The following is a 25314-nucleotide window of genomic DNA, read 5'->3' as shown; positions in this document are numbered from 1 at the left end:
TCCACCGAAGGGAGGATCGGGAATGGCAATGACTGAAGCATCCCGCGAGGTCGGCGTGGTGGTGCGACGCCGTTCGATCGACAATCCCTGGATCGACCAGTTGTGGTCGCCGGTGATGATCTTGGACGAGGTGCCGTCAACGGCGCCGTGGACTGCGCTGTCCACCGAGGCCGATGCGACGACCTATTACGCGGGCTCGGCGAGCATCGATCTGTTCAGCGCGGAAACGGCGAATTATCGTGATAACCTTGCCGATGGCGCGCCGCGCATCTGGGTGGCATTGCGCCGTCAGGACGGCGGCGCCGAGCTAGAGCTGACCAAAGTAACGGCTGACCCGACCGAAGGGGAGGCGATGTTCGAAAGCGGCTGCGACGTGATTGGTACGGTGCCGATGCCGCCCGAGATCGCGTCATGGATTGCCGCCTTTGTCGATCGATTCCATGTCGAGCGCGTGTTCCACAAGCGCAAGCGGGATCGCGCGAGCGGCGATCGGCCGCGCGTGCCGGGCGGCCGGCCGGATGAGGGAACGGGACGCACATGAGTGGTCCGGACGAAGCCGATCGTGACAAGGGCTTTCTGGCGCGATGGTCGCAGCGCAAGCAGGAGGCAAAACAGCCGGAGCCGCAGCCGGACGCGCCGGCTGCCGAAAGCGTCGAATCGTCAGGCTCGCCCGCACCGCAAGGCGAAGACGTCACGCCGGAATTCGATCTGTCGTCCTTGCCAAAGCTCGAGGAGCTGACGGGAAACACCGACATCACGGCATTTCTTCGCAAAGGCGTTCCCGAACATTTGCGGAATGCGGCCTTGCAAAAATCCTGGGCGCTGGATCCCGCGATTCGCAATTACGTCAATCCGGCGCTCGAATACGCCTATGACTGGAATACGCCGGGCGGGGTTCCCGGCGGCGGCGAACTCGGCGCAGGTGTCGACGTGGCGCGGCTGGTGTCGCAGATCATGGGCGAACCCGCAGCCGAACCGATAAATTTTGACGCAAATTCCGGCGATGAGACGGCACGTTCACCGGTAGAGCCGCCCGCACGCGACCTATCGGCAAAAGAACAGGAAGATCTTGCGGTGCAGCCTCTCGAACGGTCCGGTGAGCCGGCGGCGGAAACGGAAGCCATTTCAAAGGCCGAAAGCGGTGCCGGGGAACCCGCGCAGACCGTCGGGTTCCAACAGGCAAAGCCTGCTGCACCGCAGCAGTCCGTGCGACGTCATGGCACCGCGAAACCGATTGTTTAGACAAAAGTATTTGCGGAAATAGGCAAAGCTTATGATACAGATTCCCAGCTTGGAATAATTCCAGTTCTAAGTTTGTACGCCCGAGGGACACGGGTGGGGCGCGAGTGGGCGGGGAGAAATCGGTAGCACCATGCGTGACACCGGTCTGGAACTAGCAATCAGGGCAGCGGGTGGCGTTGCATCGCTGGCGCGAGGGATTGGCATTGCGCAGCCCTCCGTCTCGGCGTGGTCGCGCATTCCCGCCGAGCGGGTTCTCGCCGTCGAAGCGCTGACGCGGGTCAATCGATTCGTTCTTCGTCCCGATCTCTATGGACAGTCCGAGGACCAGGTGACGTCGAAGCCCGAAATCGACGAGATCGATCAACTGCGCGCCGCGGAATACGGCCTGCTGTCGCTGCTGCTCGGCAAGGCGCCCGATGCCGAGACGCTCAAGCGCGTTGCAACGCTGAAGGGCGATGGTTCCGAACTCGGCATGGCGCATGTGGAACTCGCCGCCGCTGCTGCCGCGACGGACGACCGCGCCGTCAGCAAGGAGTTCTTCGATCTCTTCATCGGGCTCGGCCGCGGCGAACTGCTTCCCTATGCCTCCTACTATCTGACCGGCTTTCTTCACGAGCGTCCACTGGCGCGGGTGCGCGAGGATCTGCGCGGGCTCGGGATCGAGCGCGCGGGCACCTCGCGCGAGCCGGAAGATCACATCGCTATTTTGCTCGAAGTCATGGCCGGCCTCGCACGCGGCGACTTCGAGGCTGAGTTCGCCGAACAGGCGCGCTTCTTCGAACGGCATCTCAAGCCGTGGGCGGCGCGGATGTTCGCCGATCTGGAAATGTCGCAATCGGCGCGCTTCTACCGCGCCGTCGGCCGCGTCGGCCGTGTCTTCATGGAATTGGAATCGGAGGCCTTCACGCTGTCCGAGTGACGGCGATAGGCAACGCGAAAACGGGAGATCGCAATGAGCAAACCATCTGACAGCAAAGGCAAGTCTCGGGCCACCGGGGTGGATCGGCGCAGCCTGTTTCTGATGGGCGGTTCGGCGGTCGCGGCAGCAGCCGTTGTGCCGTTGACTGGCGGCGAGGCTGTGGCGGACGAGTCGCAGGCCGAGCGCATCAAGGCGCGCTACAAGGAAACCGATCACGTCAAGAATTTCTATCGCGTCAACCGCTATTGATGGGACCACGCACATGTTGATGAAGCGAAAAGACGGATCCGCGGGCAGGGCGCGTTTGCAGGGTATCGCCGCCGGCCTCGCGTCAGGCGTTCTCGACCGCCGTACGTTCCTGCGGCGGTCCGGCCTGGCGGCGGGTGCAGGTGCTGTGATCGGCCTGATGCCGCTCGGTTCGGTGCGCAAGGCGCAGGCCGGGCCTGAGAAGGTCGGCGCACCGACGGAAATCAGGAAGAATATCTGCACGCATTGTTCGGTCGGCTGCACCGTGATTGCCGAAGTGCAAAACGGCGTCTGGGTCGGCCAGGAGCCTGCCTGGGACAGCCCGATCAATCGCGGCTCGCATTGCGCCAAGGGCGCAGCCGTGCGCGAACTCGTTCACGGCGACCGCCGGCTGAAATATCCGATGAAGCTGGTCAACGGCGAGTGGCAGAAGATCTCGTGGGATCAGGCCATCAACGAGATCGGCGACAAGATGCTCGAAATCCGCGCCAAGTCAGGCGCCGATTCCGTCTATCTGCTCGGCTCCGCGAAATTCTCCAACGAGGGCGGATATCTGTTCCGCAAGTTCGCGGCGTTCTGGGGCACCAATTCGATCGATCACCAGGCCCGCATCTGTCATTCGACCACCGTCGCCGGCGTCGCCAATACCTGGGGCTACGGCGCGATGACGAACTCCTACAACGACATGCGCAACTCGAAGACCATCGTCTTCATGGGATCGAACGCCGCCGAGGCGCACCCGGTTTCGTTGCAGCACATCCTCTCCGGCAAGGAGATCAACCGCGCCAACGTGTTCGTGCTCGACCCGCGCTTCACCCGCACCGCGGCGCATGCCACCGAATATGTGAGGTTCCGTGGCGGCACCGATATCGCCGTCATCTGGGGCATGCTGCACCACATCTTTAACAATGGCTGGGAAGACAAGGAATTCATCAAGCAACGCGTCTACGGCATGGACCAGATCCGCGCCGAAGTCGCCAAGTGGACGCCGGAAGAGGTCGAGCGTGTTACCGGCATTCCCGGCGAGCAGTTGAAGAAGGTCGCCGAGACTTTCGCCAAGCAGAAGCCAGCGGCCTTTGTCTGGTGCATGGGCGGCACCCAGCACACGGTAGGCACGGCCAACGTCCGCGCCTATTGCAACTTGTTGCTGGCGACCGGCAACGTTGGCTCCTTCGGCAATGGCGCCAACATCTTCCGCGGCCATTGCAATGTGCAGGGCGCGACCGATATCGGCCTCGATATCGTGACGCTGCCGCTCTATTACGGCCTGGTCGAAGGCGCCTGGAAGCATTGGGCGCGCGTCTGGGAAGTCGAATACGATTATCTGCAGTCGCGTTTCGACGAAGTCCCGGCGAAGGCGGGCCGTCCGGCGCGCACCCGCAAGCAGAACATGGAGCTGCCGGGCATCCCGTGGACCCGCTGGTTCGATGCGACGCTGGCCAACCCTGATGACGTCGATCAGCGCGACGCCGTGAAGGGCGTGGTCATCATGGGTCACGGCGGCAATACCGTGCCGCGCATGACGGAAATGGTGAAGGGCCTCGAGAAGCTGGAGTTGCTCGTGGTTGCCGATCCGCATCCCACCACGTTTGCCGCGATCTCCGACCGCAAGAACGGCACCTATCTGCTGCCGGCCTGCACCCAGTTTGAGACCTCGGGCTCGCGAACGGCCTCCAACCGCTCGCTGCAGTGGGGCGAGCAGATCGTCAAGCCGATCTTCGAATCGAAGGACGATTACGAGATCATCTACCGGCTTTCGACGAAGCTCGGTTTCGCCGACAGGATGTTCAAGAACATCAAGGTCGAAGACAATCATCCGTCGCCGGAAGACTTGCTGCGGGAAATCAACCGCGGCGGCTTCTCGACCGGCTATTCCGGCCAGTCGCCGGAGCGGCTGAAGGCGCACATGAAGAACCAGGGCAAGTTCGATCTGGTGACCTTGCGCGCCAAGGCGGACGAGCCCGAGATCGGCGGCGACTATTACGGCCTGCCTTGGCCGTGCTGGGGCACGCCTGCGATCAAGCATCCGGGAACGCACACGCTCTACAACACCAACCTTCACGCCAAGGACGGCGGCGGCACGTTCCGCGCCCGTTTCGGCGTGGTCTACGAAGAGAAGCAGCCGGACGGCTCGGTGAAGAATGTCAACATGCTGGCCGAAGGCTCCTACAGCAAGGGTTCGGAGCTGACCGACGGTTATCCCGAGTTCACCTATGGCGTGCTGAAGAAGCTCGGCTGGGACAAGGACCTCACCGCAGATGAGTTGGCGACCATCAACAAGATCGGCGGCAACAACCCTGATGGCGTCGGCTGGGCGGTCGATCTGTCAGGCGGCATCATCCGCGTCACGCTGGAGCATGGCGTGATGGCGTATGGCAACGGCAAGGCCCGCGCGGTGGCGTGGAATCTGCCCGATCCGGTGCCGGTCCATCGCGAGCCGATCTACACGGCGCGGCCCGACCTGGTCGCGAAGTATCCGACGCGTCCGGACGGGCGTCAGTTCCGCATGGCCAACCTCGGCTTCTCCGTTCAGAAGGCCGCGGTGGACAAGGGGCTGGCCAAGCAATTCCCGATCATCCTGACCTCGGGACGCCTCGTGGAATACGAAGGCGGCGGCGAGGAAACCCGGTCGAACAAATGGCTGGCCGAATTGCAGCAGGACATGTTCGTCGAGGTCAACACGTCGGATGCCGCCGAGCGCGGCATCAAGGACGGCGGCTGGGTCTGGGTGTTCGGTCCGGAAAACAGCTCGAAGGCCCGCGTCAAGGCGCTCGTCACCGACCGTGTCGGCAAGGGGGTGGCATTCATGCCGTTCCACTTCTCCGGCTGGTTCCAGGGCGTCGACCAGCGCGGCAAGTATCCGAAGGGATCAGACCCGATCGTGCTGGGCGAAAGCGTCAACACGATCACGTCCTACGGCTACGACCCGGTCACCGGCATGCACGAGGGCAAGGTGACCCTGTGCCAGATCCAATCGGCGTGAGAGGAGAATAGATCATGGCTCGCGTCAAATTTCTTTGTGATGCCGACCGTTGCATCGAGTGCAACGCCTGCGTGACCGCCTGCAAGAACGAACATGAAGTGCCGTGGGGCATCAATCGCCGCCGCGTCGTCACCATCAATGACGGCAAGCCCGGCGAACGCTCAGTCTCGATGGCCTGCATGCACTGCACCGATGCGCCGTGCGCCGCGGTCTGCCCGGTGTCGTGCTTCTACACCACCGCCGACGGCGTGGTGCTTCATTCCAAGGACCTGTGCATCGGCTGCGGCTACTGCTTCTACGCCTGTCCGTTCGGCGCGCCGCAATATCCGAAGGTCGGCAACTTCGGATCGCGCGGCAAGATGGACAAGTGCACCTATTGCGCGGGCGGGCCGGAAGCCGACTCCACGCCGGCCGAATACGCCAAATACGGCGCCAATCGTCTGGCCGAAGGCAAGCTGCCGATCTGCGCCGAGATGTGCTCGACCAAGTCGCTGCTCGCCGGCGACGGCGCGATCATCGCCGAGATCTACAAGGAGCGGGTGATGAAGCGCGGGTACGGTTCCGGCATGTGGGGCTGGAAGACCGCCTACAGCGATTCACCGACCGGCTGATGCAACGGCCGTCGCGCTTCGGCGCGGCGGCATCAGGGTAATTCGATAACCGAAAGGCGTTGTGCAAATGCCAGGCTCACTTTCAATTCTCAAGCTCGCCGTGTTCAAGCCATTGCTTGCCGCGCTCGCGCTGCTGTTCGTTCTGGCGCATCCCGCGGCGGCACAGCTTTCCTTCAAGCCGACCGCCGAGGCCGTTCAGGAAGACAAGCTCCTGAACGCGCTGAAGGAGGGCGACAAGATCACCGGGCGCGTATCGATCCCCGACGGCATGGCCGCCAGCCTGATCCAGCCCGCCGGCCGTGACTGGCGCGACTTCCAGCGCAGCAAGCTGCCCTGGATCGGCGGCATTGCCATTCTCGGAATGCTGGCCGTGCTGGCGATCTTCCTGATGGTGCGCGGCCGGATTCGCGTTCACCAGGGATTCTCGGGCAAGACGATCCTGCGCTTCGCGAGCTTCGAACGCTTCACCCACTGGCTCACGGCCAGCTGCTTCATCGTGCTGGCGCTCTCGGGCCTCAACGTCAGCTTCGGCCGCACCCTGATCCTGCCGTTGTTCGGCCCGGACGCTTTTGCGGCCATGTCGGCCTGGGCCAAGCTGGCACATAACTACCTGGCATTCCCGTTCATGCTGGGTCTTGCGATCATGTTCCTGATCTGGATCAGGGATAACATCCCCGGCAAGCTCGATCTCGAGTGGATCAAGCAGGGCGGCGGCCTTCTGTCCAATGACAAGCATCCGCCGGCCAAGCGTTTCAACGCCGGGCAAAAGGGAATTTTCTGGATCGTGATCATCGGCGGCGTGCTGATGTCGGTGTCCGGCTGGTTCCTGCTGTTCCCGTATCTGCCGGCCAACGTAACGGCGTTGCAGTTCTGGACCGTGATCCACGCCGTGATCGCCATGCTCTTCATCGCCGCCATGCTCGCCCACATCTATATCGGCTCGATCGGCATGGAGGGGGCATTCGACGCGATGGGCACCGGCGAGGTGGATTTGAACTGGGCCAAGGAACACCATTCTCTCTGGGTCGAGGAAGAGCAGGCGAAGGCCAGCGCTCCCCCGGATAGCCCGCGAGCCGTGCCGGCCGAATGAGCCGGCTCTGCTCAAGTCAAATGTGAGGAAGTGACATGAAATCCTTTGTTGCGGCTCTGGCATTCGCGGTGGTTGCTGCCGTCGGCGTCGCGATGGTGCTCAACACCATTCAGCAGTCCAGCTCCGTCGCCTTTTCGACCAGCGGCGCCAGGGTCGGCGATCCCGGCCATAATCTGATCGGCCCGGGCTGACGCCGGCGGTGGGCGTGCCTGACGTCACGCTGGCTTGGCCGGTCGAAATTCGCCTGCCGAAGGACCGCCGCACGCTGCGCGTCGCCTTTGACGACGGCCGTACCTTCGATCTTCCCGCCGAGTTGCTCCGGGTGACCAGCCCGTCCGCCGAAGTGCAGGGGCATTCCGAAGCCGAGCGCAAGACGGTCGGCGGCAAACGTAATGTGACCATTCTTTCCGTCGATCCTGTCGGCAATTATGCCATCAGAATCGGGTTCGACGACATGCACTCGACCGGTATCTACTCCTGGGCGTTCCTGCGCGACCTCGGCGTGAATGCCGAACGGCGCTTTCAGGACTACCTCGACGACCTCCAGGCCAAGGGGCTCGACCGCGACAGGCCAGGCGTGCGCTAAGGGCCGACGGGAATGGTACGCAGGGTCCTGGCGCAAACTCCACGTCGCAACAGAGGCAGATCGGCGCTTCTGGCCGTGTTGATCGTTCTGCCGATCGGAGCCACCTCAGCCTTTGCGCAACTGCGCGGGCATGGCGGGCCGGTGCGGGCGCTGGCGATATCGGCCGACGGGCAAGTCGCGATCTCCGGCAGCTTCGATGCGACGGCCATCCGCTGGTCGCTGACGCGCAATGCCGCAGAGCAGGTGCTTCGGTTCCATTCCGACGCCGTCAATGCGGTCGCGCTGCTCGGCGAGGGGCGCGCGGCGACCGCCGGCGCCGATGGCCGCATCGCCATCTGGACTTTGGGCAAGACCGAGCCCGACATCGTGCTGGAAGGCCACACGGCGCCGATCGTCGCGCTGGCGGCATCGCCTGATGGCGCAACGCTCGCATCGGCCTCGTGGGATCACACGGTGCGCCTCTGGCCGCTCGCGGGCGGCGCACCGCGCATCCTTGATGAGCATACGCAGAACGTCAACGGCGTGGCGTTTACGGCCGATGGCCGCGCCCTGGTCAGCGTCAGCTACGACCTCAGCGTTCGCATCTGGCCGCTGTCGGGAGCGCAAACGCCGACGGTCGTTCCGATGCCGACCCCGCTCAATGCCGTGGCCACCGGCACCGATGGTGAAATCGCGGTCGGCGGCGCGGACGGCAAGGTCTACTTCCTGACCGCCGGCGGCGCGCGCGCCGGCGAGGTTGCGGCAGGGCCAAGGCCGGTGATCTCGATTGCGATTTCGCCTGACGGTGCGCTGGTTGCCGCGGCGGGCATCGGTGGATCGGTGGGCGTAATCGATCGCAAGACGCGCACGCTGGCGCGCACCCTGGTCGGTCCGGGCCTGCCGGTCTGGTCAGTGGCATTCCTGCCCGACAGCCGCACGTTGCTCACGGGCGGCGCGGACAATATCATCCGGCGCTGGAACGCGGCGACGGGCGAGCCGGTCGATCCGATTCTGCTGGAGACGGCGGGAGATCCGCTCGCCGCCTATGCCGGCGATCGCGGCGCGGAAATCTTTCGCGCCTGTGTCGCCTGCCATACGCTTGGCGCCGAGCAGGCCAACCGCGCCGGACCGACGCTCGCCGGCATCTTCGGCCGCCGGATCGCCACCGCGCAGGGTTACAATTTTTCCGAAGCACTCAAGCGGCTCGATATCGTCTGGACACCGGAGACGGTTTCCAAACTGTTCGAGATCGGGCCGCAAGCCTACACGCCCGGCACCAAGATGCCGGAGCAGCGCATCGGCTCGGAACAGGACCGCGCCGCGCTCGTGCAATTTCTCGAGCGGGCTACCAAGCGATAGGGCCGTTCGGCGACTATCCCGGCTTCGTCAATGTTTCGCGGGCGTCGAAAAGACCAGCGACATATCCTCGAAGTCCTCGATCGGAAGTCTGGTTACGCCTGCGGCAGCCGGAGATTTCTTCGACAACGCCACGCCTGTGGTCACGGTGGGGCGCTCGGCGGAAATGATTGAATGCGAACGAAATGTGGTGGCGACAGCGAGCAGGGCGACTGCCACGAATCCGGAAATCAACAGACGCTTCATGGAAAACTCCGTTGGTTCGAAATGCAGTGTGGCTTGCACCCCCGCATTACGGCCAACGGTCACGCGTGAATGTGGGCTGCATCACCTATCACGATCTTGTTTTTGGCAATGTGAGCCGGTTCTACACGAACGCATAAGGAGCAGTGCGACCACTATAGGTTGAATTGAATCTCTGCGCATTCATTGCGTGCCGCTATTTGATACGGCTGCGTTGCCTCGCGAATTGCGCGTAAGATCGATTACGCGGCGGGACGACGGCCGGTCCGCGGGTTGAGCGGACCCGTCGGCCGGCGCCTCAGCGCTTCCGGCAGAAACTCCTCGTCCGATGCGGGAATGGCGCTGGAGCGGACGTCTGCCGCGGACTGGGCGCGTTCGTGGGGCGTCTGGTTGTCGTTGAATCTTCGCTTCACGTCGACGCCATCAACGGGGTCGTTGACGCCGTGCTGAATGTCCCTGAAATCGCCCATGAAGATTTTCTCCGACGTTCATTGTCTCCGACGTTCATTGATCGGCACGCTCGAAAAACGCGAGCTGGCGACCAGGGGTTCCCTCTCGGTTCGGCCAGCAGAGCAGCTAAATTGAAGCATCGAGTGGAACCGCAGGTGCCATGCCCGATTGATTCCAGACAAAAATAGCTACCGCATCCTTGAGCCATTTGCGGATGTGGAGGCAATCGCCGACTGTGCAAGCGAATGGCCACGACGAAATGAAAGCGTAGTCAGGCATACCAGATGAGTATGGGAGAATGCGATGGGACTCGAAGCCATGTATTTCCTCGGAGCGCTGGTACTTCTTATCGCGCTCATCTATGGCACCCTGAGCTATCATTATCGCAACAGGGCTGCGACGCGGGCCGGAGGTGAAATCGTTCGTGAACGGTATAGACAGGACCAAGGTTGAGGCGCCGAAAACCCAATACCCTGTTCGACGATTAGTGCATCCCGGTAGCTCCATAAAGCGGGTGCAAGAACAAATTCAATCCTGAAAGGCAATCCTGAAACCGCAACGGCGATGCAAGCCGCGTTCGACGAAATCTGCGAGCGCATCGCGCCGAGTCGATTTCAGCACGCAGGTTTGTAGCCTCGCGGCGCGCGTATTTGCGTATCACGGCACGCTTTGGGAATCCTTGGCGCCAAGCGCGGTCTTGTTGCCGGCGTCGCGACCGGGGACGCTGACATGAACCTCGTGGCCCTGGCGGATCGCCAGCGACGCAGCCGCGACGGCCGCTTCGAACGCCGCTTCCTTTGTGTCGTAGTCGTGCTGCGCGGTCCCGTCGTGGAGAACCGTCCAGCCTTCCGGCTTGGAAACGATCATGTATTCGGCCAATCCCATCGTTGCCTCCTTGCTATCGGGGGAGAGCAACGTTGAAACACGTTTCCCGGTTCCGATGGTTCACCCGGGTGAGGCGGCGGGCCCGCGTGCGGCCCGCAACAATCCTGTTCGAAGGATTGGATCAGGCTTTCGGTGGACGTCCACGTTTGGCGAAGAGCAATCCCTGCATGTCAGCGGCGTTCTGAAGAATACCCGCGCGCTTCAGCGCTTCGCTTCGCGCACGACCGTGAGGCATGGCCCGCGCTTGCTCCAGCGCCGCCAGCGCCTCGATTTGCAAATCCTGCTTGGACCGAACCTCGGATTTCTTCTTGTCCATTCGAAAACACTAGGAGCGGGAACATCAGCCGTCTGTTCGGTGCCGGACGTTGGAACCAAAGTGAAGTGGGATATCCAATCCTGGATGGCAGCCTGGTCCAGTCGAGGGGTCGATTCGGCAGGAACCAAATCGCGGGTTCATCGCTTCCAATTCTGGAGGTGCCCCATGAGCAAGGAAAAGCCCACCGATGATCCGCGTGACCGGACGGACTGGGGATCGCACAAGCAGACCGACAAGCCGTGGAAAGGCAATCCGGAGAAGGAGCAACGGCCAGGACCGTCAAAGCCCGATCTGGAAAAATGGCATGAGACCAACACGCATTAGCCGCGGCGCGATGGATGGAGATATCGCGGATGCTTGAAGAGAAGCTGAAGGAGGCGATCGTCGCAGAGCTGAAAAGGCAGGCGGCGAATGATCCGCAGTCGCTTAGTATCGACGACTCCGAAGGCCTCATCGTCAAGGGCAAGATCGATTTGGACGATCTGACGATGGTGATCGCAGGCGCCGTTGCAGGAGGGCCGTGAAGTTTTCCACGGGGTGTGCCTTCGGCCAGCAGGCCGAATCAGGAACAGAGATTGCCGCCGGACGTTCTCCCAAAAATGGTTGGACGTAGACATGACGGAACCGCTACCGCTGCTGATAGAGAGTTCGATTGAAATCGCCTGGGACTATCTCGCGCGTACGGGGGAGTTGGGCGATGCGATGGTGGCCAGCCGTTTCCTAAGCGACACGATAGAGTTGATGGTGCGCCGCGGCGAGCGGCGGCGGTTGATGCTGGCCAACAAGGCAATCTCGGCCTATCAGCAATTCAGGCGGCAGCAGTCCCATCACCCGGTGCTCGCCTCGGCGTGATGGCCGTTCAGCTGTCTGCGTCGGAACCCTTTGTACGGATGCCGGTTGAAGAGTCGCTTCAACCAAAGGAGTTCCGCATGAAGAAAACTATCCTGGCTTGCGCATGCGCTCTGTTGCTGTCGACTGGGAGCGTGTTCGCACAAGCTCAGCCGGCCCCCGGTGCGTCAAGCGAGCAAAAGGTCGGTCAAGGCGCGACCAAAAGCACCACCAAGCACACGAACGTGAAAAAAGGCACGACGACGGGAACCTCTACCGGCAAAATGAAGGCTGGTAGCTCGTCCAGCAGCAGTTCTTCCGGCATGGATACTGCCGCACCCAGCACCAAAAAATAATTCCGGCCTCGTTGGACGCTTGCGCGAATGCCGTTGTCTGAGCACCGGCATTCGCCTTAGTTTGTGCGTGATGAGGTACCAGCGCTCCTGCATGAAGCGGGCGCGCGATGCTCACGACTAGAGTTGTGTATGCTGCCCGCCAGGCCGTGAAATTCCACTCAATGCCGCGCCCGTGCCATTGCCGCCCTGCACCAACGCGATGTCGCCCAGCGCAATGATGCCGACGAGCCGCTTGTTGCGATTGAGCACCGGCAGGCGGCGGACCTGGATGTCGCCCATGATCGCGCTCACCTGGTCGAGATCCTGATCTTCGTAGCAATATTTGACGTCGGCCGTCATCACGTCGCCGACCCGTCCCTCCGGGCCTCGGCCCATGCCGATACCGCGGATCGCGATGTCGCGGTCGGAGATCATGCCGACCAGGCGGTCATTGTCGGTCACCGGCAGCAACCCGACGCCGAGCGCCGCCATGGCCTGCGCGGCGTCCTTTAACGTGTCATCGGGCGTGCAGAGCTGAACCTCCGGCGTCATCGCATCGGAAACTTTCATGTGAGGTTCTCCGTTTGACTGTTGCTTCACCGGCTAACAGGCCGCGCCGGCCGCCGTTCCTGCAGGCATATGAAATATTCCCGGCTCCGGCGGGAGACTTCAGACTGAGCCGAAGCAGGCTGAGTCGAAGTCTCTCGCCGATGTTTCTCTCCGATGTTGCTTGCCGACGTTCTCCTGCGGCTTGTCTACCAGCGGTCGCTATCGACGCCGACGCCCACGCTCACGCCGGGCGCGCGGATGCCGACGCCGGCTCGCGGCTCATCCCAGTCGCGGTAGCGCCGACGCTCGATATATCGCTCGCGCGGCGCATAGGCGTATGAATCGCGGACGATCACGCGGCTGCCGCCGCGGGTACGATAGCAGCGCCCGTTGTCGTCACAGACCATGCGAACCTGCTGTATCAGGTCGGAGTTTGTATATTCGTTCTCGCTGTAGACATCAGTCGCATTTGCGCTGCCGGTCAGGAGCGCACCCGCGCCGGCCAGCAGGCCGATTGCGATCTTCCTCATGAGTTCCTCCTTGCTCGAATGCTGCCCTCGGCCCCTCAAAGCATCGCACCCGCTTTGGTTCCGTCGCGGGGAAGCAATGAGACCGGAGTTCCATTCGTGCGCGCGGAGCAGGCGGTGTTGAGGTGCCGATCATGGTCGGTGACCTGGGCGCCGTCGTCGCACAGGCAACCACGCGGCTACTCATGCGTTGGCTCACATGGAGGCATCACGTAATGACAAATGAGTCTACCCCGGTCATCTCCCACAATGCACTCGTTCTGATCGGCGACGGCCAGAAGGCGCTCTTTCTGCGCAACAAAGGCACCGCGCGGCAGGTCAAGCTCGAAGTCGAGCATATCCTGGAGCAGGATAATCCGGCAACGCGCGAGCAGGGCACCGATCGTCCGGGGCGCTCCGTTTCGAGCATCGGTACGGCGCGAAGCGCGGTCGAGGAGGTCGACTGGCACCACATCGCAAAGGAGCGGTTCGCCGGAGAGATCGCGGAAGCGCTCTACCGTCATGCCCACGACAATCGTTTCGACAAGCTCATCGTCATCGCGCCGGCGAAGATTCTCGGCAATTTGCGCAAGGCATTTCGTGCCGAGGTGACGGACAAGATCGTGGGCGAGATTCCGAAGGAATTGACGTCGCATCCGATCCCGCAGATCGAAAGGTTGGTCGCGGCCTAGCCACGTATCGGCTGGGCCGTGGCGCTTGCAGCCCATTCCGACGGTGGGGCGCCGAGCCTTCGTTATGTCACCGGGCCCGGATTGAACAGCGCAAGCGAGTTGGTGAGCTTCCAGTGTTCGGCCCAGGTCTCGCGGCCGCTTGCCACGTCAAGCATGAGACGGAAGAGTTCCCAGCCGACATCCTCGATCGTTGCGTCACCGGTCGCGATGCTGCCGGCGTCAACGTCGATCAAATCGTGCCAGCGTTGCTTCAACTCACTGCGCGTCGAGACCTTGATGACCGGCACGGCGGCAAGCCCGTAGGGCGTGCCGCGGCCGGTGGTGAAGACGTGCAGCGTCATGCCCGAGGCCAGTTGCAGTGTACCGCAGACAAAATCGCTGGCTGGAGTGGCCGCAAAAATCAGCCCTTTTTGGCTTACTCGCTCACCCGGCGCGAGCACGCCTGCGATCGGGCTGGTGCCGGACTTGATCACAGAGCCCATCGCCTTCTCGACGATGTTGGATAGGCCGCCCTTCTTGTTGCCCGGCGTGGTGTTGGCGCTGCGGTCGGCTTCGCCGCCGGCGAGATAGCGGTCGTACCAGGCCATCTCGCGCACCAGCGCATCCGCAACGTCCTGGTTCGCCGCGCGCGGCGTCAGCAAATGGATGGCGTCGCGCACCTCGGTGACTTCGGAAAACATCACGGTGGCGCCGGCGCGCACCAGAAGATCCGCGGCAAAACCCAACGCCGGATTGGCGGTCACGCCCGAGAACGCATCGCTGCCCCCGCATTGCATGCCGACCACCAGCGCCGACGCCGGGCAGGTTTCGCGGCGGCGCCGGTTCAATATCTGCAGGCGCGCGTCGGCCATCTGCACGATGTCCTCGACGATTTCGCCGAAGCCGGTGAGGCCTTCGTCCTGCATGCGCATGATTTCGTCGTCGGCGCTCATGCCCTCAGGCAGCAACAGCTCGGGCTGCAGCTTCTCGCAACCCAGCCCAACGATCATCACCTCGCCGCCGAAATTGGGATTGCGGGCGAGGTTCTGCAGCGTGCGGATCGGGACCGCGGCACCCGGCGCGTTGATCGCGACTCCGCAGCCATAGGCATGCGTGACCGCCACCACGTCGTCGACGTTGGGATATTTCGGCAACAGCTCCTTGCGAATCCGGTCCAGCGCGAACTCGACCGTGCCGGCGACGCATTGCACGCTGGTCGAGATCGCGAGGATGTTGCGGGTGCCGACCGAACCGTCGGCATTGCGATAGCCTTCGAACGTGTAGCCTTCCAGCGGCGGCAGCTTGATCGCGCCGCCGTTCGGCTGCGGCAGATTGTCGAACGACGGCGCGTCGGGCATCTGCACCAGCGATTCCTTGACCCAGCTGCCGCGGGCGATCGGCGCTGCGGCACGGCCGATGACCTCGCCGTAGCGACGAATGGCGTCGCCTTCTCCGATGTCGGCGAGGGCAACCTTGTGGCCCTGCGGAATCTGCTCGACCAGCCGCAAACCGCACGCGAACTCAGCGCCCGGGTGCAGGCCTCCGCGGTTCGCGACGATCGCGACGTTATCGTCCGCGTGCATGCGGATGTAGAGCGGTTTCGCGGTGACGGGCTGCATGTCGAATCCTCAGTTCACGGGCGGCAGGCAACGCGTACCTGCGCGGCATGACCGAGGCAATCAAGGTCAAACCGCGGGTGCGATCAAGCGGCTCTTCGGACAAAAGGCCGGCTGGTATGAACTCGGCGTCGGTCGAACAGGGAAGTAATCTTGATCCGAGGATGAGGCGTCCAGGGAACTAAATAGTCAAATAATATTACTAGTCAGGGCCGATCTTCCGTGAAATATTGCCCGCGCTGCCGTCAACGGACAGCTTAAAAGGTGCCTTGATACCGATTTCGGGCATGCAGGCACCCTGAACAACATTTTGGGAGAATGCGCCTCATGACCTCGAAAGCCCTCCTTGCGGCCACCGCCCTGGTGGCCATCACCCTTTCGCTTCCGGCAACCGCCGCTGAACTGACCGTCGGCTTTTCCCAGATCGGATCCGAATCCGGCTGGCGGGCGGCGGAGACCTCTGTCTCAAAAACCGAGGCCACCAAGCGCAAGGTCACGCTCAAGATCGCCGACGCCCAGCAGAAGCAGGAAAACCAGATCAAGGCGATCCGTTCCTTCATCGCCCAGGGCGTTGACGCCATCTTCCTCGCGCCTGTCGTGTCGAGCGGCTGGGACGCTGTGTTGAAGGAGGCCAAGGAAGCCAAGATTCCGGTCGTGCTGCTCGATCGCGACATCGATCCGTCGGGCAAGGAGCTTTATCTCACCGCCGTCACCTCGGACAGCGTGCACGAAGGTGCCGTCGCCGGCGAATGGCTGGCAAAGACCGTGGGCGGGAAGGCATGCAACGTCGTCGAGCTGCAGGGCACGGTCGGCGCGAGCGTCGCGACCAATCGCAAGAAGGGCTTTGACAGCGTCGTCGCCAAGAACGCCAATCTCAAGGTGGTGCGCAGCCAGACCGGCGACTTCACCCGCGCCAAGGGCAAGGAAGTGATGGAAAGCTTCATCAAGGCCGAAGGCGGCGGCAAGACGATTTGCGCCGTCTATGCCCACAACGACGACATGATGGTCGGTGCGATCCAGGCGATGAAGGAGGCCGGCCTCAAGCCGGGCAAGGACGTCCTGACGGTGTCGATCGATGCGGTGCCTGATATCTTCAAGGCAATCGCGGCCGGCGAGGCCAATGCCACCGTGGAGCTGACGCCGAACATGGCAGGCCCGGCGCTGGACGCCATCATGGCCTTCAAGGCCAAGGGAACGGTGCCGCCGAAGTGGATCCAGACGGAATCGAAGCTCTACACGGCCGCTGACGATCCGCAGAAGATCTACGACAGCAAGAAAGGCCTCGGCTACTGATCGGCCGACGCTACGCCGCCGGGCTCAAGCCAGCCCCGGCCCGGCGGCAAAAGCCTTCTCGACGAATCCGCCGCATGAGGCGAACATGCCGGGCGTTCGCGTTGACGCGAGCGTCGGTGGGAGTGATGCCGGCATGACTGCAAGTTCCGATCATGGCTCGGCCCTGCTGGAAGTGCGGGCCTTAAGCAAAAGCTTTGGCACGCTGCGCGCCCTGCAGGAGGTGGATTTCACCTTGCGGGCCGGCGAAATTCACGCGCTGCTCGGCGAGAACGGCGCGGGCAAGTCCACTTTGATCAAGGCGGTGACCGGCGTGTTCCCGCGCGATACCGGCATCGTCAGGCTCGGCGGCGCCGAGGTCGCGCCGCGCTCGGCCAAGGCCGCGGTCGATGCGGGGATCGCGACCGTCTATCAGGAGGTCAATCTGCTGCTGAACCTGTCGGTGGCGCAAAACCTCTATCTCGGCAGGCAGCCGACGCGGTTCGGCCTGGTGCGCGAGGGCGAGATGCGGCGCTGCGCCACCGAACTGCTTGCGGAGTTCGACCTGCATATCGATGTCGCCGAGCCGCTCGGAAATTATTCGGTCGCGGTGCAGCACATCGCCGCCATCGCGCGCGCCGTCGACCAGTCGGCGCGCGTGCTGATCCTCGACGAGCCGACCGCGAGCCTCGATCGCCATGAGGTCGAGATCCTTTTCGCTGTCATGCGCAAGCTCGCGCGGCGCGGCATCGGGGTCGTCTTCGTCACGCACTTTCTCGATCAGGTCTATGAGATCTGCGACCGCATCACGGTCCTGCGCAATGGCCGGCTGATCGGCGAGCGGACGACTACCGAACTGCCGCGGATCGAATTGATCCGCATGATGCTCGGCCGCGAGCTCGCCGAGACGACCAGTGAGCGCGCGGCGACGCAGGCGCGGCAAATGGGGGAGGTCTGCGCGCGCTTCGAGGGTTATGGCAAGGCCAGCTATCTCGCGCCGTTCGATCTCGCGCTTCGCCGCGGCGAGGTGGTTGGCCTCGCCGGCTTGCTCGGATCGGGGCGCACCGAAACCGCGCGGCTGGTGTTCGGCGCCGAGCGGGCCGATAGCGGCAGCGCCACCGTCGAAGGCAAGCCGGTCCGGCTGCAATCGCCCCGCGATGCGGTTGCCCATGGCTTCGGCTATTGCCCCGAAGAGCGCAAGACCGAAGGCATCATTGCTGACCTGACCGTGCGCGAAAACATCGTGCTGGCGCTGCAGGCCAAGCGCGGTCTCGCAAAACCGCTGTCGCGCGCCGAGCAGGACGAGATTGCGATGCGCTTCATCAGGCTGCTCGACATCCGCCCGCCGGAACCGGAGCGCCCGATCGGGTTGTTGTCCGGCGGTAACCAGCAGAAGGTGCTGCTCGCCCGCTGGCTCGCCACCGCGCCGCGCGTTCTGGTACTCGACGAACCGACCCGCGGCATCGATGTCGGCGCCCACGCGGAGATCATTCGCCTGATCCGCGAATTGTGCGATGACGGCCTGGCGCTGCTGGTGATTTCGTCCGAGCTCGATGAGATCGTGACCTATTCGGACCGGGTGATCGTGCTGCGCGACCGCGCCCATGTCGATGAGCTGGAAGGGGAAGCCATCGACGTCTCCAACATTCTGGCAGCGATCGCTGTCGCCGGCACGGCCGGTGCGGAAGCCGGGCAGCCATGATGCCAAAACTTCTACAAAGTCTGCTGCAAAGACTACTGCAAAGCCGCGGGCTTGCCCAGATCATCGCCTTGCTGGTGATCCTTGCGGTCGACCGCGCCGTCTCGCCGCAATTCTTCGATCTGCGGATGCAGGACGGCCGGCTGTTCGGCAGCCTGATCGACGTCCTGAACCGCGGCGCGCCGGTCGCGCTGCTTGCTTTGGGCATGGTGCTGGTTATCGCGACGCGGGGCATTGATCTATCGGTGGGCGCGGTGATGGCGATATCAGGTGCCATTGCCGCGAGCCTTGCCGATGCCCACGGCCTGCCGCTGGCGCTTGCCGCTGCCCTTGGCGCCGGGCTGCTGTGCGGGCTGTGGAACGGCTTTCTCGTTGCCGTGCTCGGCATCCAGCCGATCGTCGCCACCTTGATCCTGATGGTGGCCGGCCGGGGCGTTGCGCAGCTCATTACCGAGGGCCGCATCGTCACCTTCACCGCGCCCGATCTGGTCTGGCTCGGCAACGGTGCCGTGCTCGGCGTTCCGGCGCCGGTGGTGGTCGTGCTCGGCATGCTGATCGTCACCGGCGTGGTGGTCCGTGGCTCGGCGCTCGGCCTGTTGATCGAGGCGACCGGCGGCAATGCAAAGGCGAGCGAACTGGCCGGGATCGGCACGCGCGGCATGATCCTCGCGGTCTATGTCTGGTGCGGCCTGTGCGCGGCGCTCGCCGGCGTCATCGCCGCCGCCGACATCATGGGCGCGGACGCCAACAATGCCGGGCTCTGGCTCGAACTCGACGCTATCCTTGCGGTGGTGATCGGCGGCACCTCGCTGTTCGGCGGGCGCTTCAGTTTGGTGCTGGCGATGGTCGGCGCGCTAATCATTCAGGCCATGAACACCGGCATCCTGCTGTCGGGCTATCCGCCGGAGTTCAATCTCGTGGTGAAAGCGGCCGTGGTGCTGATCGTCCTGCTGCTGCAGTCGCCGCGCTTCGCCAATGCCGGGGCCGTGCTGGGGAGGGCCCGCCAATGAGGGGCCTGCCGCCGGTCGCGATCACGGCCATGGTTTTCGTCGTCGGATTTGCGCTCTGCACGGTGCAATTTCCCAATTTCGCGTCCACCCGCGTGGCCGCCAATCTGCTGACCGACAACGCCTTCCTCGGCATCGTCGCTGCCGGTATGACCTTCGTGATCATTTCCGGCGGGATCGACCTGTCGGTCGGGTCGGTGATCGGCTTCACCACCGTGTTCGTCGCGCTGGCGATCGAGTGGCTCGGCGTGCCGCCGCTCGTCGCCTTCGCCGCGATCCTGCTATTGTGCGCCGCCTTTGGCGCGGGCATGGGCGCCATCATCCATTTCTTCGATATGCCGCCGTTCATCGTCACGCTGGCGGGCATGTTCCTCGCCCGCGGCGCCAGTTTCCTGATGTCGACGGAATCGACGCCGATATCAGCGCCACTCTATTCGACGGTGTCGGATTTCGCGCTGCGGCTGCCCGGGGGCGGCCGGCTCACGGCCATTGCCCTCATCATGCTCGCGGTGGTCGCAGCGGGCGCCGTGCTGCTGCATTTCACCCGCTTCGGGGCCAACGTCTATGCGCTCGGCGGCAGCCGCGCGACCACGGCCCTGATGGGCATACCGGTCGGGTCCATGACGGTGCGCATCTACATGCTGTCGAGCGTCCTTGCCGGGCTCGCCGGCATTGTGTTCTCCTTCTACACTGCGGCGGGCTACTCGCTGTCGGCCGTCGGCGTCGAACTGGATTCCATCGCGGCTGTGGTGATCGGCGGTACCTTGCTGACCGGCGGCCAGGGGTCGGTGGTAGGCACATTGCTCGGCGTGCTGATCCAGGGCTTGATCCAGACCTACATCAATTTCGAAGGAACCCTGTCGAGCTGGTGGACCAAGATCGTGACCGGTGTTCTTCTTTTCGCGTTCATCGCCCTGCAGCAGGCCATGCTGGGCATCGCCCGCCGCGCCGGCCCTCGTAAGGCAGGAGTCCTCAAATCATGACGTCCCGGCTTGTCGTCATCCCGACGCGGCGCGCGCACTCCAACCACGCCGAGGTTGCCCGCAGCATCGGCATCGACATCATCGCCGGCCGCTACGCCGAGGGTGGCCGCCTGCCGGGCGACGTCGAACTCACGGCGATGTTCGGCGTATCGCGGCCGGTGCTGCGCGAGAGCGTGAAAACGTTGGTCGCCAAGGGTCTGCTCACCACCAAGGCGCGGGTCGGCACCGTCGTGCGCGAGCGCGGCGCCTGGAACATGTTCGACGCCGACGTGCTGGCCTGGCATCTCGATGCCGGCATCGACCGGCGCTTTCTCAACGATCTCGCCGAGATTCGCCTCGCCGTCGAGCCGCGCGCCGCCGCGCTCGCGGCTGGCCGCCGCTCGGAGGCCGACATCGCCGAACTGCGCCGGAGCATGGCGCGAATGCGGGCGGAGGCCTCCGACTCCGTTGGTTTTGCCGACGGCGATCTTGCCCTCCACCTGGCCGTCGCCAACGCTTCCGGCAATTTGTTCATGCGCTCGATCGGCAACGTCATCGAGGCGGCATTGCGGGCCTCGTTCCTGCTTAGCGCGCCGGTTGAAACGCAGGACCGCGAGACGGTGCTGTCGTGGCACCAGCGCATTGTCGATGCGATCGAGAGCGGTGATGCCGAGGCAGCCACCGCCGCGATGATCGAGGTGATCCATAATGGATTGCGCCGGCATGAGGGTGGTCCGGCCTCGTTCGGAGCCGCACCTGCGACATCAGCGGCAGTCGAGTCCGGAGAGCAATCATGAACCCGCTTCGCGTCGCCATCGTCGGCTTCGGCAAGATCGCACGCGACCAGCATGTGCCGGCGATTGCCGCGACTGAAGGCGTGGAACTCGTTGCAGTCGCGAGCCGCAACGCCTCGCTTCCCGGTGTGCCGCATGCGGCGACGCTCGATGAGCTGTTGCGCGACGGTCCGGAAATCGATGCGGTGGCGCTGTGCACCCCGCCGCAAGTTCGTCACGCGCAGGCGGCGATGGCACTTGCCGCCGGCAAGCATGTGATGCTGGAGAAGCCGCCGGGGGCTACGGTGGCTGAAATCATCCCGCTCGTGACCGCCGCAAGGGCAGCACAACGCACGCTGTTTGCCACGTGGCACTCGCGCTTCGCGCCGGCGGTCGAGCCGGCGCGGCAGTTGCTGGCCGGCCGGAAGGTCACATCAGTCAAAATTACCTGGAAGGAAGACGTGCGGGTCTGGCATCCGGGGCAGGCCTGGATTTTTGAACCGGGCGGGCTCGGCGTGTTCGACCCCGGCATCAACGCGCTTTCGATCCTGACGCGCATCTTGCCGCAGCCATTATTCGTGACGGCGGCCGATCTCGCATTCCCCGCCAATCGCGATGCGCCGATCGCCGCCACGCTTGCGCTCGGCGATGCGCAGGGGCTGAAGATCACGGCCGAATTCGACTTCCTCCAGACCGGCCCGCAGAGCTGGGACATTGATCTCGACACCGATGGCGGCCCGGTCACCCTGTCCATGGGCGGGGCGAGGTTGAGGGCAGGGGGCAAGCAACTCGTCGATGCCGCCGACGCCGAATATGCCGGGCTCTATCGTCGCTTCCGCGAACTCTCCGCCACCGGCGAGTCCGATGTCGATCTCGCGCCGCTCCAGCTCGTTGCTGACGCGTTCCTGCTGGGGCGACGCCGCACGGTCGAGCCCTTCGAGGAGGCGACATGAACGCGTCTTCCAATCGTCGCATCGCGCGTTCCACCTTCGGGCTGCTGCCCGACGGCACCGAAGTCGAACGCGTTACGCTGCAAGCGGCTGATGGACTGGAAGCGCGCATCATGACCTATGGCGCATCGCTGCAGGCATTGCTGGTGCCGGATACTGCCGGTCGTCGCGACGACATCGTGCTCGGTCATGACGCGTTCGAGGGATATCTCGCCCGGCGGCAGTTCTTCGGCGCAACCGTCGGACGCTATGCCAATCGCATTGCCGGCGCGCGCTTCAGGCTCGACGGCGCCAAGGTGCAACTCGCGGCAAATAACGGTGCCAATGCGTTACATGGCGGGCTGGAGGGCTTCGATCGCCGCAACTGGCGGATTGTCGCGATCGAAGATGGAGATCATCCGGCCGTGACGCTTGCCTACACCAGCGCTCATGGCGAGGAAGGATATCCCGGCGCGCTGGAAGTGGAGGTGACCTGGCGTCTTGCCGGGCCGATGGAGCTTATGCTCGACATGACGGCGCGGACCGATCGCCCCACCGTGGTCAATCTCACCAATCACAGCTTTTTCAATCTGGCCGGTGCGCGGTCGGGCCGGAATATTCTCGATCATCGCCTCACCGTGGCGGCAGATCATTTCCTCGCCATTGATGCCGGCGCGATCCCGCTGCCGCAGCCGCCCAGTGCGGTAACGGATACGCCGTTCGACTTCCGGGCAGGCGTCGAGGTTGGCGCGCGGATCCGCAACGACCATCCGCAACTGCGAGTGGGCCGCGGCTATGACCATAATTTCTGCCTCGCGCCGGCCAACGGCGAGCCTCGCTTCGCCGCGCGCCTCGCTGAGCCAACATCCGGCCGCGTGCTCGAACTGTTCACCAACCAGCCCGGGCTGCAGGTCTATTCCGGAAACTTTCTCGACGGCTCCACCGCCGGAAAGGGCGGCCGCCTCTATCGGCAGTCGGACGCCATGTGCCTTGAGCCGCACGCCTGGCCCGATACGCCCAATCGGCCCGACTTTCCGGCCGCACGGCTTTCGCCGGGCGAGGTTTATCGCCACACCACGCTGTATCGCTTCACACATGCAATCGGGGGCGCAATCGGGACACAATCCGAGGTAGAGTTGCCTGGGGGCGGGCAATGATCGGCGATCGTACAATGGAAGAGGTGCCGACGACCGTTCTCTGTAGCGAGCGCTGCCATCTTGGCGAGGGGCCGACCTACGAGGCCGCCACCGATACGGCTTGGTGGTTCGACATCGTCGAACGCCGGCTGTTTGAAGCGCGGCTTGATACCGGCCGGATCACGATCCATTCGCTCGACGTGATGGGCAGTGCGCTTGGGCGGATCGACGCCCATCGCCAGCTCCTCGTTGCCGATGACGGTCTTTATATACGTGAGCCGGCGGATGGACGGATGACGCTGTACTGTCCGCTGGAAGCCGACAATGCGGCGACGCGTTCGAACGATGCGCGGGTTCATCCGTCCGGCACCTTCTGGATCGGCACCATGGGGCGCCAGGCCGAGCGGGAACTGGGCGCCATCTATGCGCTGCATCGCGGCGAGCTTTCGTGTCTCTATGAGAGCATCACGATCCCGAACGCGATCTGCTTCTCGCCGGACGGGACTATCGGATATTTCGCCGACACCGGGAGGAACATGCTGTTCCGCGTCGACCTCGATGCGGCGACCGGCCTGCCGCGTGGCGCGCCGGTCGCGCTGGTCACCCGGCGAGGTGGCGACGGTATTGACGGCGCGGTGGTCGATGCCGACGGACTGATCTGGAATGCGCGCTGGGGCGGCGGCTGCATCGATGTCTACAGCCCGCAAGGCGAACATCTGCGCACGCTCCGCGTTCCGGCACGGCAGTCGAGTTGTCCTGCCTTTGTCGGGCCAGATTTCTCACGCCTGCTCGTTACCTCGGCCTGGCAGGGGATGGCGGAGGACGCGAAACGCGCCGATCCCGATCATGGCCGCACCTTCGTGCTCGATGTCGCAGCGCGTGGCCGCCCTGAACCAGACGTAAAACTTGCAACGGGTTGATGGAGGAAGACGAGGCGCACACAAATGCGCGAGAAACGACTGAGTTTCAAGAACCGCATTCAGCGGTCCGACAATCCAGGAACCATAGATCCTCGATAATCAAGGGAGTGAAATATGACTAGTCTGAAGACCACATTGTCGGCTCTGGCGCTGGCAGCAACCATGGCCGCAACGGCGGTGACCGGCGCTTTCGCCCAGAGCAAGGGAACCGTCGGCATCGCCATGCCGACCAAGTCCTCGGCACGCTGGATCGACGATGGCAACAACATCGTAAAAATCCTGAAGGAGCGCGGCTACGGCACCGACCTGCAGTATGCCGAGGACGACATTCCGAACCAGCTCTCTCAGGTCGAGAACATGGTGACCAAGGGCGCCAAGGTGCTGGTGATCGCGGCGATCGACGGCACCACGCTGTCGGACGTGCTGAAGCAGGCCAAGGCCAAGGGGATCACGGTCATCGCCTATGACCGGTTGATCCGCGACACGCCCAATGTCGATTACTACGCCACGTTCGACAATTTCCAGGTCGGCGTGCTGCAGGCGCAGTCGATCGAGCAGGGGCTCGGGCTGAAGGATGGCAAGGGGCCCTTCAACATCGAATTGTTCGGCGGCTCGCCGGACGATAACAACGCCTACTTCTTCTACAACGGCTCGATGTCGGTGCTGCAACCCTATATCGACAGCGGCAAGCTGGTGATCGGCAGTGGCCAGAAGGGCATGGACAAGGTTTCGACCCTGCGCTGGGACGGCGCCACCGCCCAGGCGCGGATGGACAACCTCCTGAGCGCGTTCTATGGCCGCAAGCGGGTCGATGCCGTGCTCTCTCCCTATGACGGCCTCTCCATCGGCATTCTCTCGTCGTTGAAGGGCGTCGGCTATGGCAGCGGCAACATGCCGATGCCTGTCGTCAGCGGCCAGGATGCCGAGGTGCCGTCGATCAAGTCGATGCAGCGCGGCGAGCAGTATTCGACCATCTTCAAGGACACCCGCGATCTCGCCCGCGTCACCGCCGACATGGTGGATGCCTCGCTCAGCGGCAAGGAAGTGACCGTCAACGACACCAAGACCTACAACAACGGCGTCAAGGTGGTACCGTCCTATCTCTTGAAGCCTGTCGTCGTCGACAAGAGCAACTGGGAGAAGGTGCTGATCGACGGCGGCTACTACAAGCGTGCGCAGTTCGACTGAGCGGGACGGCGGCGCCGGCG

General features: G+C 63.7%; 32 protein-coding genes. 25 read left to right on the top strand and 7 right to left on the bottom strand.

Annotated elements, in window-relative coordinates; translation table 11 throughout:
• Positions 1–28 precede the first annotated feature (28 nt).
• The 10 genes from C7G61_RS04745 to C7G61_RS04705 all read left to right on the top strand — a co-directional run bounded on the left by C7G61_RS04745 (position 29) and on the right by C7G61_RS04705 (position 9015).
• Positions 29–541, top strand: coding sequence for a DUF3305 domain-containing protein (locus tag C7G61_RS04745; protein ID WP_108513441.1), 513 nt, complete (start codon positions 29–31; stop codon positions 539–541).
• Positions 538–1242 (top strand): DUF3306 domain-containing protein, encoded by a 705-nt coding sequence (locus C7G61_RS04740; RefSeq protein ID WP_108512945.1) that lies wholly within the window; start codon positions 538–540, stop codon positions 1240–1242. Before C7G61_RS04745 ends, C7G61_RS04740 begins: the two co-directional genes overlap by 4 nt.
• 130 nt (positions 1243–1372) lie before the next feature.
• Positions 1373–2161, top strand: coding sequence for a molecular chaperone TorD family protein (locus C7G61_RS04735; RefSeq protein WP_108512944.1), 789 nt, complete (start codon positions 1373–1375; stop codon positions 2159–2161).
• A 33-nt stretch (positions 2162–2194) separates the two neighbouring features.
• Positions 2195–2410 (top strand): hypothetical protein, encoded by a 216-nt coding sequence (locus tag C7G61_RS04730; protein ID WP_108512943.1) that lies wholly within the window; start codon positions 2195–2197, stop codon positions 2408–2410.
• A 13-nt stretch (positions 2411–2423) separates the two neighbouring features.
• Entirely contained in the window at positions 2424–5390 is a 2967-nt protein-coding gene (locus tag C7G61_RS04725; protein WP_108512942.1) for a formate dehydrogenase subunit alpha, read from the top strand.
• Positions 5391–5404: 14 nt separating this feature from the next.
• The gene (fdh3B, locus tag C7G61_RS04720) at positions 5405–6001 is read left to right on the top strand and encodes a formate dehydrogenase FDH3 subunit beta (RefSeq protein WP_028348819.1); all 597 of its coding nucleotides are present in this window, start codon (positions 5405–5407) and stop codon (positions 5999–6001) included.
• A gap of 67 nt (positions 6002–6068) precedes the next feature.
• Positions 6069–7091, top strand: a complete 1023-nt coding sequence (locus C7G61_RS04715; protein WP_108512941.1) for a formate dehydrogenase subunit gamma — start codon at positions 6069–6071, stop codon at positions 7089–7091.
• Between the two features lie 35 nt (positions 7092–7126).
• Complete coding sequence (locus C7G61_RS44475; RefSeq protein ID WP_190241667.1) at positions 7127–7282, top strand: hypothetical protein; 156 nt, start codon at positions 7127–7129, stop codon at positions 7280–7282.
• A gap of 14 nt (positions 7283–7296) precedes the next feature.
• Positions 7297–7677 carry a gamma-butyrobetaine hydroxylase family protein gene (locus C7G61_RS04710; RefSeq protein ID WP_108513440.1) on the top strand — a complete coding sequence of 127 codons (381 nt, stop codon included), beginning with the start codon at positions 7297–7299 and terminating at the stop codon, positions 7675–7677.
• 12 nt (positions 7678–7689) lie between these two features.
• Positions 7690–9015, top strand: a complete 1326-nt coding sequence (locus tag C7G61_RS04705; RefSeq protein WP_108512940.1) for a c-type cytochrome — start codon at positions 7690–7692, stop codon at positions 9013–9015.
• Positions 9016–9042: 27 nt separating this feature from the next.
• Here the strand turns inward: C7G61_RS04705 and C7G61_RS04700 are convergent, their stop codons facing one another.
• Positions 9043–9258: a hypothetical protein gene (locus tag C7G61_RS04700; protein WP_108512939.1), complete on the bottom strand. Its 216-nt coding sequence runs from the start codon at positions 9256–9258 to the stop codon at positions 9043–9045.
• Between the two features lie 239 nt (positions 9259–9497).
• Positions 9498–9725, bottom strand: coding sequence for a hypothetical protein (locus C7G61_RS04695; protein ID WP_108512938.1), 228 nt, complete (start codon positions 9723–9725; stop codon positions 9498–9500).
• Between the two features lie 283 nt (positions 9726–10008).
• Between C7G61_RS04695 and C7G61_RS44470 the strand changes: the two genes are divergently transcribed.
• Positions 10009–10158, top strand: coding sequence for a hypothetical protein (locus C7G61_RS44470; protein WP_190241666.1), 150 nt, complete (start codon positions 10009–10011; stop codon positions 10156–10158).
• 204 nt (positions 10159–10362) lie between these two features.
• Here the strand turns inward: C7G61_RS44470 and C7G61_RS04690 are convergent, their stop codons facing one another.
• Both C7G61_RS04690 and C7G61_RS04685 read right to left on the bottom strand, forming a co-directional pair.
• The gene (locus C7G61_RS04690; RefSeq protein WP_108512937.1) at positions 10363–10590 is read right to left on the bottom strand and encodes a hypothetical protein; all 228 of its coding nucleotides are present in this window, start codon (positions 10588–10590) and stop codon (positions 10363–10365) included.
• 121 nt (positions 10591–10711) lie between these two features.
• Positions 10712–10906, bottom strand: a complete 195-nt coding sequence (locus tag C7G61_RS04685; RefSeq protein ID WP_145963553.1) for a hypothetical protein — start codon at positions 10904–10906, stop codon at positions 10712–10714.
• Positions 10907–11071: 165 nt separating this feature from the next.
• Between C7G61_RS04685 and C7G61_RS44465 the strand changes: the two genes are divergently transcribed.
• From C7G61_RS44465 to C7G61_RS04675, 4 genes are all read left to right on the top strand, one after another.
• On the top strand, positions 11072–11230 hold the full coding sequence (locus C7G61_RS44465) for a hypothetical protein (RefSeq protein ID WP_190241665.1): 159 nt from the start codon (positions 11072–11074) through the stop codon (positions 11228–11230).
• 29 nt (positions 11231–11259) lie between these two features.
• A complete protein-coding gene (locus C7G61_RS44460) occupies positions 11260–11430 on the top strand; it encodes a hypothetical protein (protein WP_190241664.1) in 171 nt (56 codons plus the stop codon).
• Positions 11431–11521: 91 nt separating this feature from the next.
• Complete coding sequence (locus C7G61_RS04680) at positions 11522–11758, top strand: hypothetical protein (protein ID WP_108513439.1); 237 nt, start codon at positions 11522–11524, stop codon at positions 11756–11758.
• Positions 11759–11835: 77 nt separating this feature from the next.
• Positions 11836–12090, top strand: coding sequence for a hypothetical protein (locus C7G61_RS04675; RefSeq protein WP_145963552.1), 255 nt, complete (start codon positions 11836–11838; stop codon positions 12088–12090).
• Positions 12091–12207: 117 nt separating this feature from the next.
• Here C7G61_RS04675 and C7G61_RS04670 read toward each other — a convergent pair whose 3' ends face one another.
• Together C7G61_RS04670 and C7G61_RS04665 are read right to left on the bottom strand one after the other, a co-directional pair.
• On the bottom strand, positions 12208–12639 hold the full coding sequence (locus tag C7G61_RS04670; RefSeq protein WP_108512935.1) for a CBS domain-containing protein: 432 nt from the start codon (positions 12637–12639) through the stop codon (positions 12208–12210).
• Positions 12640–12824: 185 nt separating this feature from the next.
• Positions 12825–13148, bottom strand: a complete 324-nt coding sequence (locus tag C7G61_RS04665; RefSeq protein WP_108512934.1) for a hypothetical protein — start codon at positions 13146–13148, stop codon at positions 12825–12827.
• A 212-nt stretch (positions 13149–13360) separates the two neighbouring features.
• Here C7G61_RS04665 and C7G61_RS04660 point away from each other — a divergent pair, with 212 nt between their 5' ends.
• Entirely contained in the window at positions 13361–13816 is a 456-nt protein-coding gene (locus C7G61_RS04660; protein WP_108513438.1) for a host attachment family protein, read from the top strand.
• 62 nt (positions 13817–13878) lie between these two features.
• Here the strand turns inward: C7G61_RS04660 and garD are convergent, their stop codons facing one another.
• Positions 13879–15414, bottom strand: coding sequence for a galactarate dehydratase (garD, locus tag C7G61_RS04655; RefSeq protein ID WP_108512933.1), 1536 nt, complete (start codon positions 15412–15414; stop codon positions 13879–13881).
• Positions 15415–15738: 324 nt separating this feature from the next.
• Here garD and ytfQ point away from each other — a divergent pair, with 324 nt between their 5' ends.
• The 9 genes from ytfQ to chvE all read left to right on the top strand — a co-directional run bounded on the left by ytfQ (position 15739) and on the right by chvE (position 25294).
• Positions 15739–16704 carry a galactofuranose ABC transporter, galactofuranose-binding protein YtfQ gene (gene ytfQ, locus C7G61_RS04650; protein WP_108512932.1) on the top strand — a complete coding sequence of 322 codons (966 nt, stop codon included), beginning with the start codon at positions 15739–15741 and terminating at the stop codon, positions 16702–16704.
• 133 nt (positions 16705–16837) lie between these two features.
• Positions 16838–18382 carry a sugar ABC transporter ATP-binding protein gene (locus C7G61_RS04645; protein ID WP_108512931.1) on the top strand — a complete coding sequence of 515 codons (1545 nt, stop codon included), beginning with the start codon at positions 16838–16840 and terminating at the stop codon, positions 18380–18382.
• Positions 18382–19389: an ABC transporter permease gene (locus tag C7G61_RS04640; protein WP_108513437.1), complete on the top strand. Its 1008-nt coding sequence runs from the start codon at positions 18382–18384 to the stop codon at positions 19387–19389. Before C7G61_RS04645 ends, C7G61_RS04640 begins: the two co-directional genes overlap by 1 nt.
• Entirely contained in the window at positions 19386–20369 is a 984-nt protein-coding gene (gene yjfF, locus C7G61_RS04635) for a galactofuranose ABC transporter, permease protein YjfF (protein WP_108512930.1), read from the top strand. The genes C7G61_RS04640 and yjfF overlap by 4 nt, the downstream gene beginning before the upstream one ends.
• Complete coding sequence (locus C7G61_RS04630) at positions 20366–21145, top strand: FadR/GntR family transcriptional regulator (protein WP_108512929.1); 780 nt, start codon at positions 20366–20368, stop codon at positions 21143–21145. Before yjfF ends, C7G61_RS04630 begins: the two co-directional genes overlap by 4 nt.
• Positions 21142–22074: a Gfo/Idh/MocA family protein gene (locus C7G61_RS04625; RefSeq protein ID WP_108512928.1), complete on the top strand. Its 933-nt coding sequence runs from the start codon at positions 21142–21144 to the stop codon at positions 22072–22074. Before C7G61_RS04630 ends, C7G61_RS04625 begins: the two co-directional genes overlap by 4 nt.
• On the top strand, positions 22071–23207 hold the full coding sequence (locus C7G61_RS04620; protein WP_108512927.1) for an aldose epimerase family protein: 1137 nt from the start codon (positions 22071–22073) through the stop codon (positions 23205–23207). The genes C7G61_RS04625 and C7G61_RS04620 overlap by 4 nt, the downstream gene beginning before the upstream one ends.
• A gap of 14 nt (positions 23208–23221) precedes the next feature.
• Entirely contained in the window at positions 23222–24106 is an 885-nt protein-coding gene (locus tag C7G61_RS04615; protein ID WP_108512926.1) for an SMP-30/gluconolactonase/LRE family protein, read from the top strand.
• Positions 24107–24220: 114 nt separating this feature from the next.
• Positions 24221–25294, top strand: coding sequence for a multiple monosaccharide ABC transporter substrate-binding protein (gene chvE, locus C7G61_RS04610; RefSeq protein ID WP_108512925.1), 1074 nt, complete (start codon positions 24221–24223; stop codon positions 25292–25294).
• The last annotated feature ends 20 nt before the right edge of the window (positions 25295–25314 follow it).

The sequence above is a fragment of the Bradyrhizobium algeriense genome (genome assembly GCF_003062295.1).
GTDB lineage: Bacteria > Pseudomonadota > Alphaproteobacteria > Rhizobiales > Xanthobacteraceae > Bradyrhizobium > Bradyrhizobium algeriense.
This window is presented reverse-complemented; position numbering and strand designations above follow the sequence as displayed.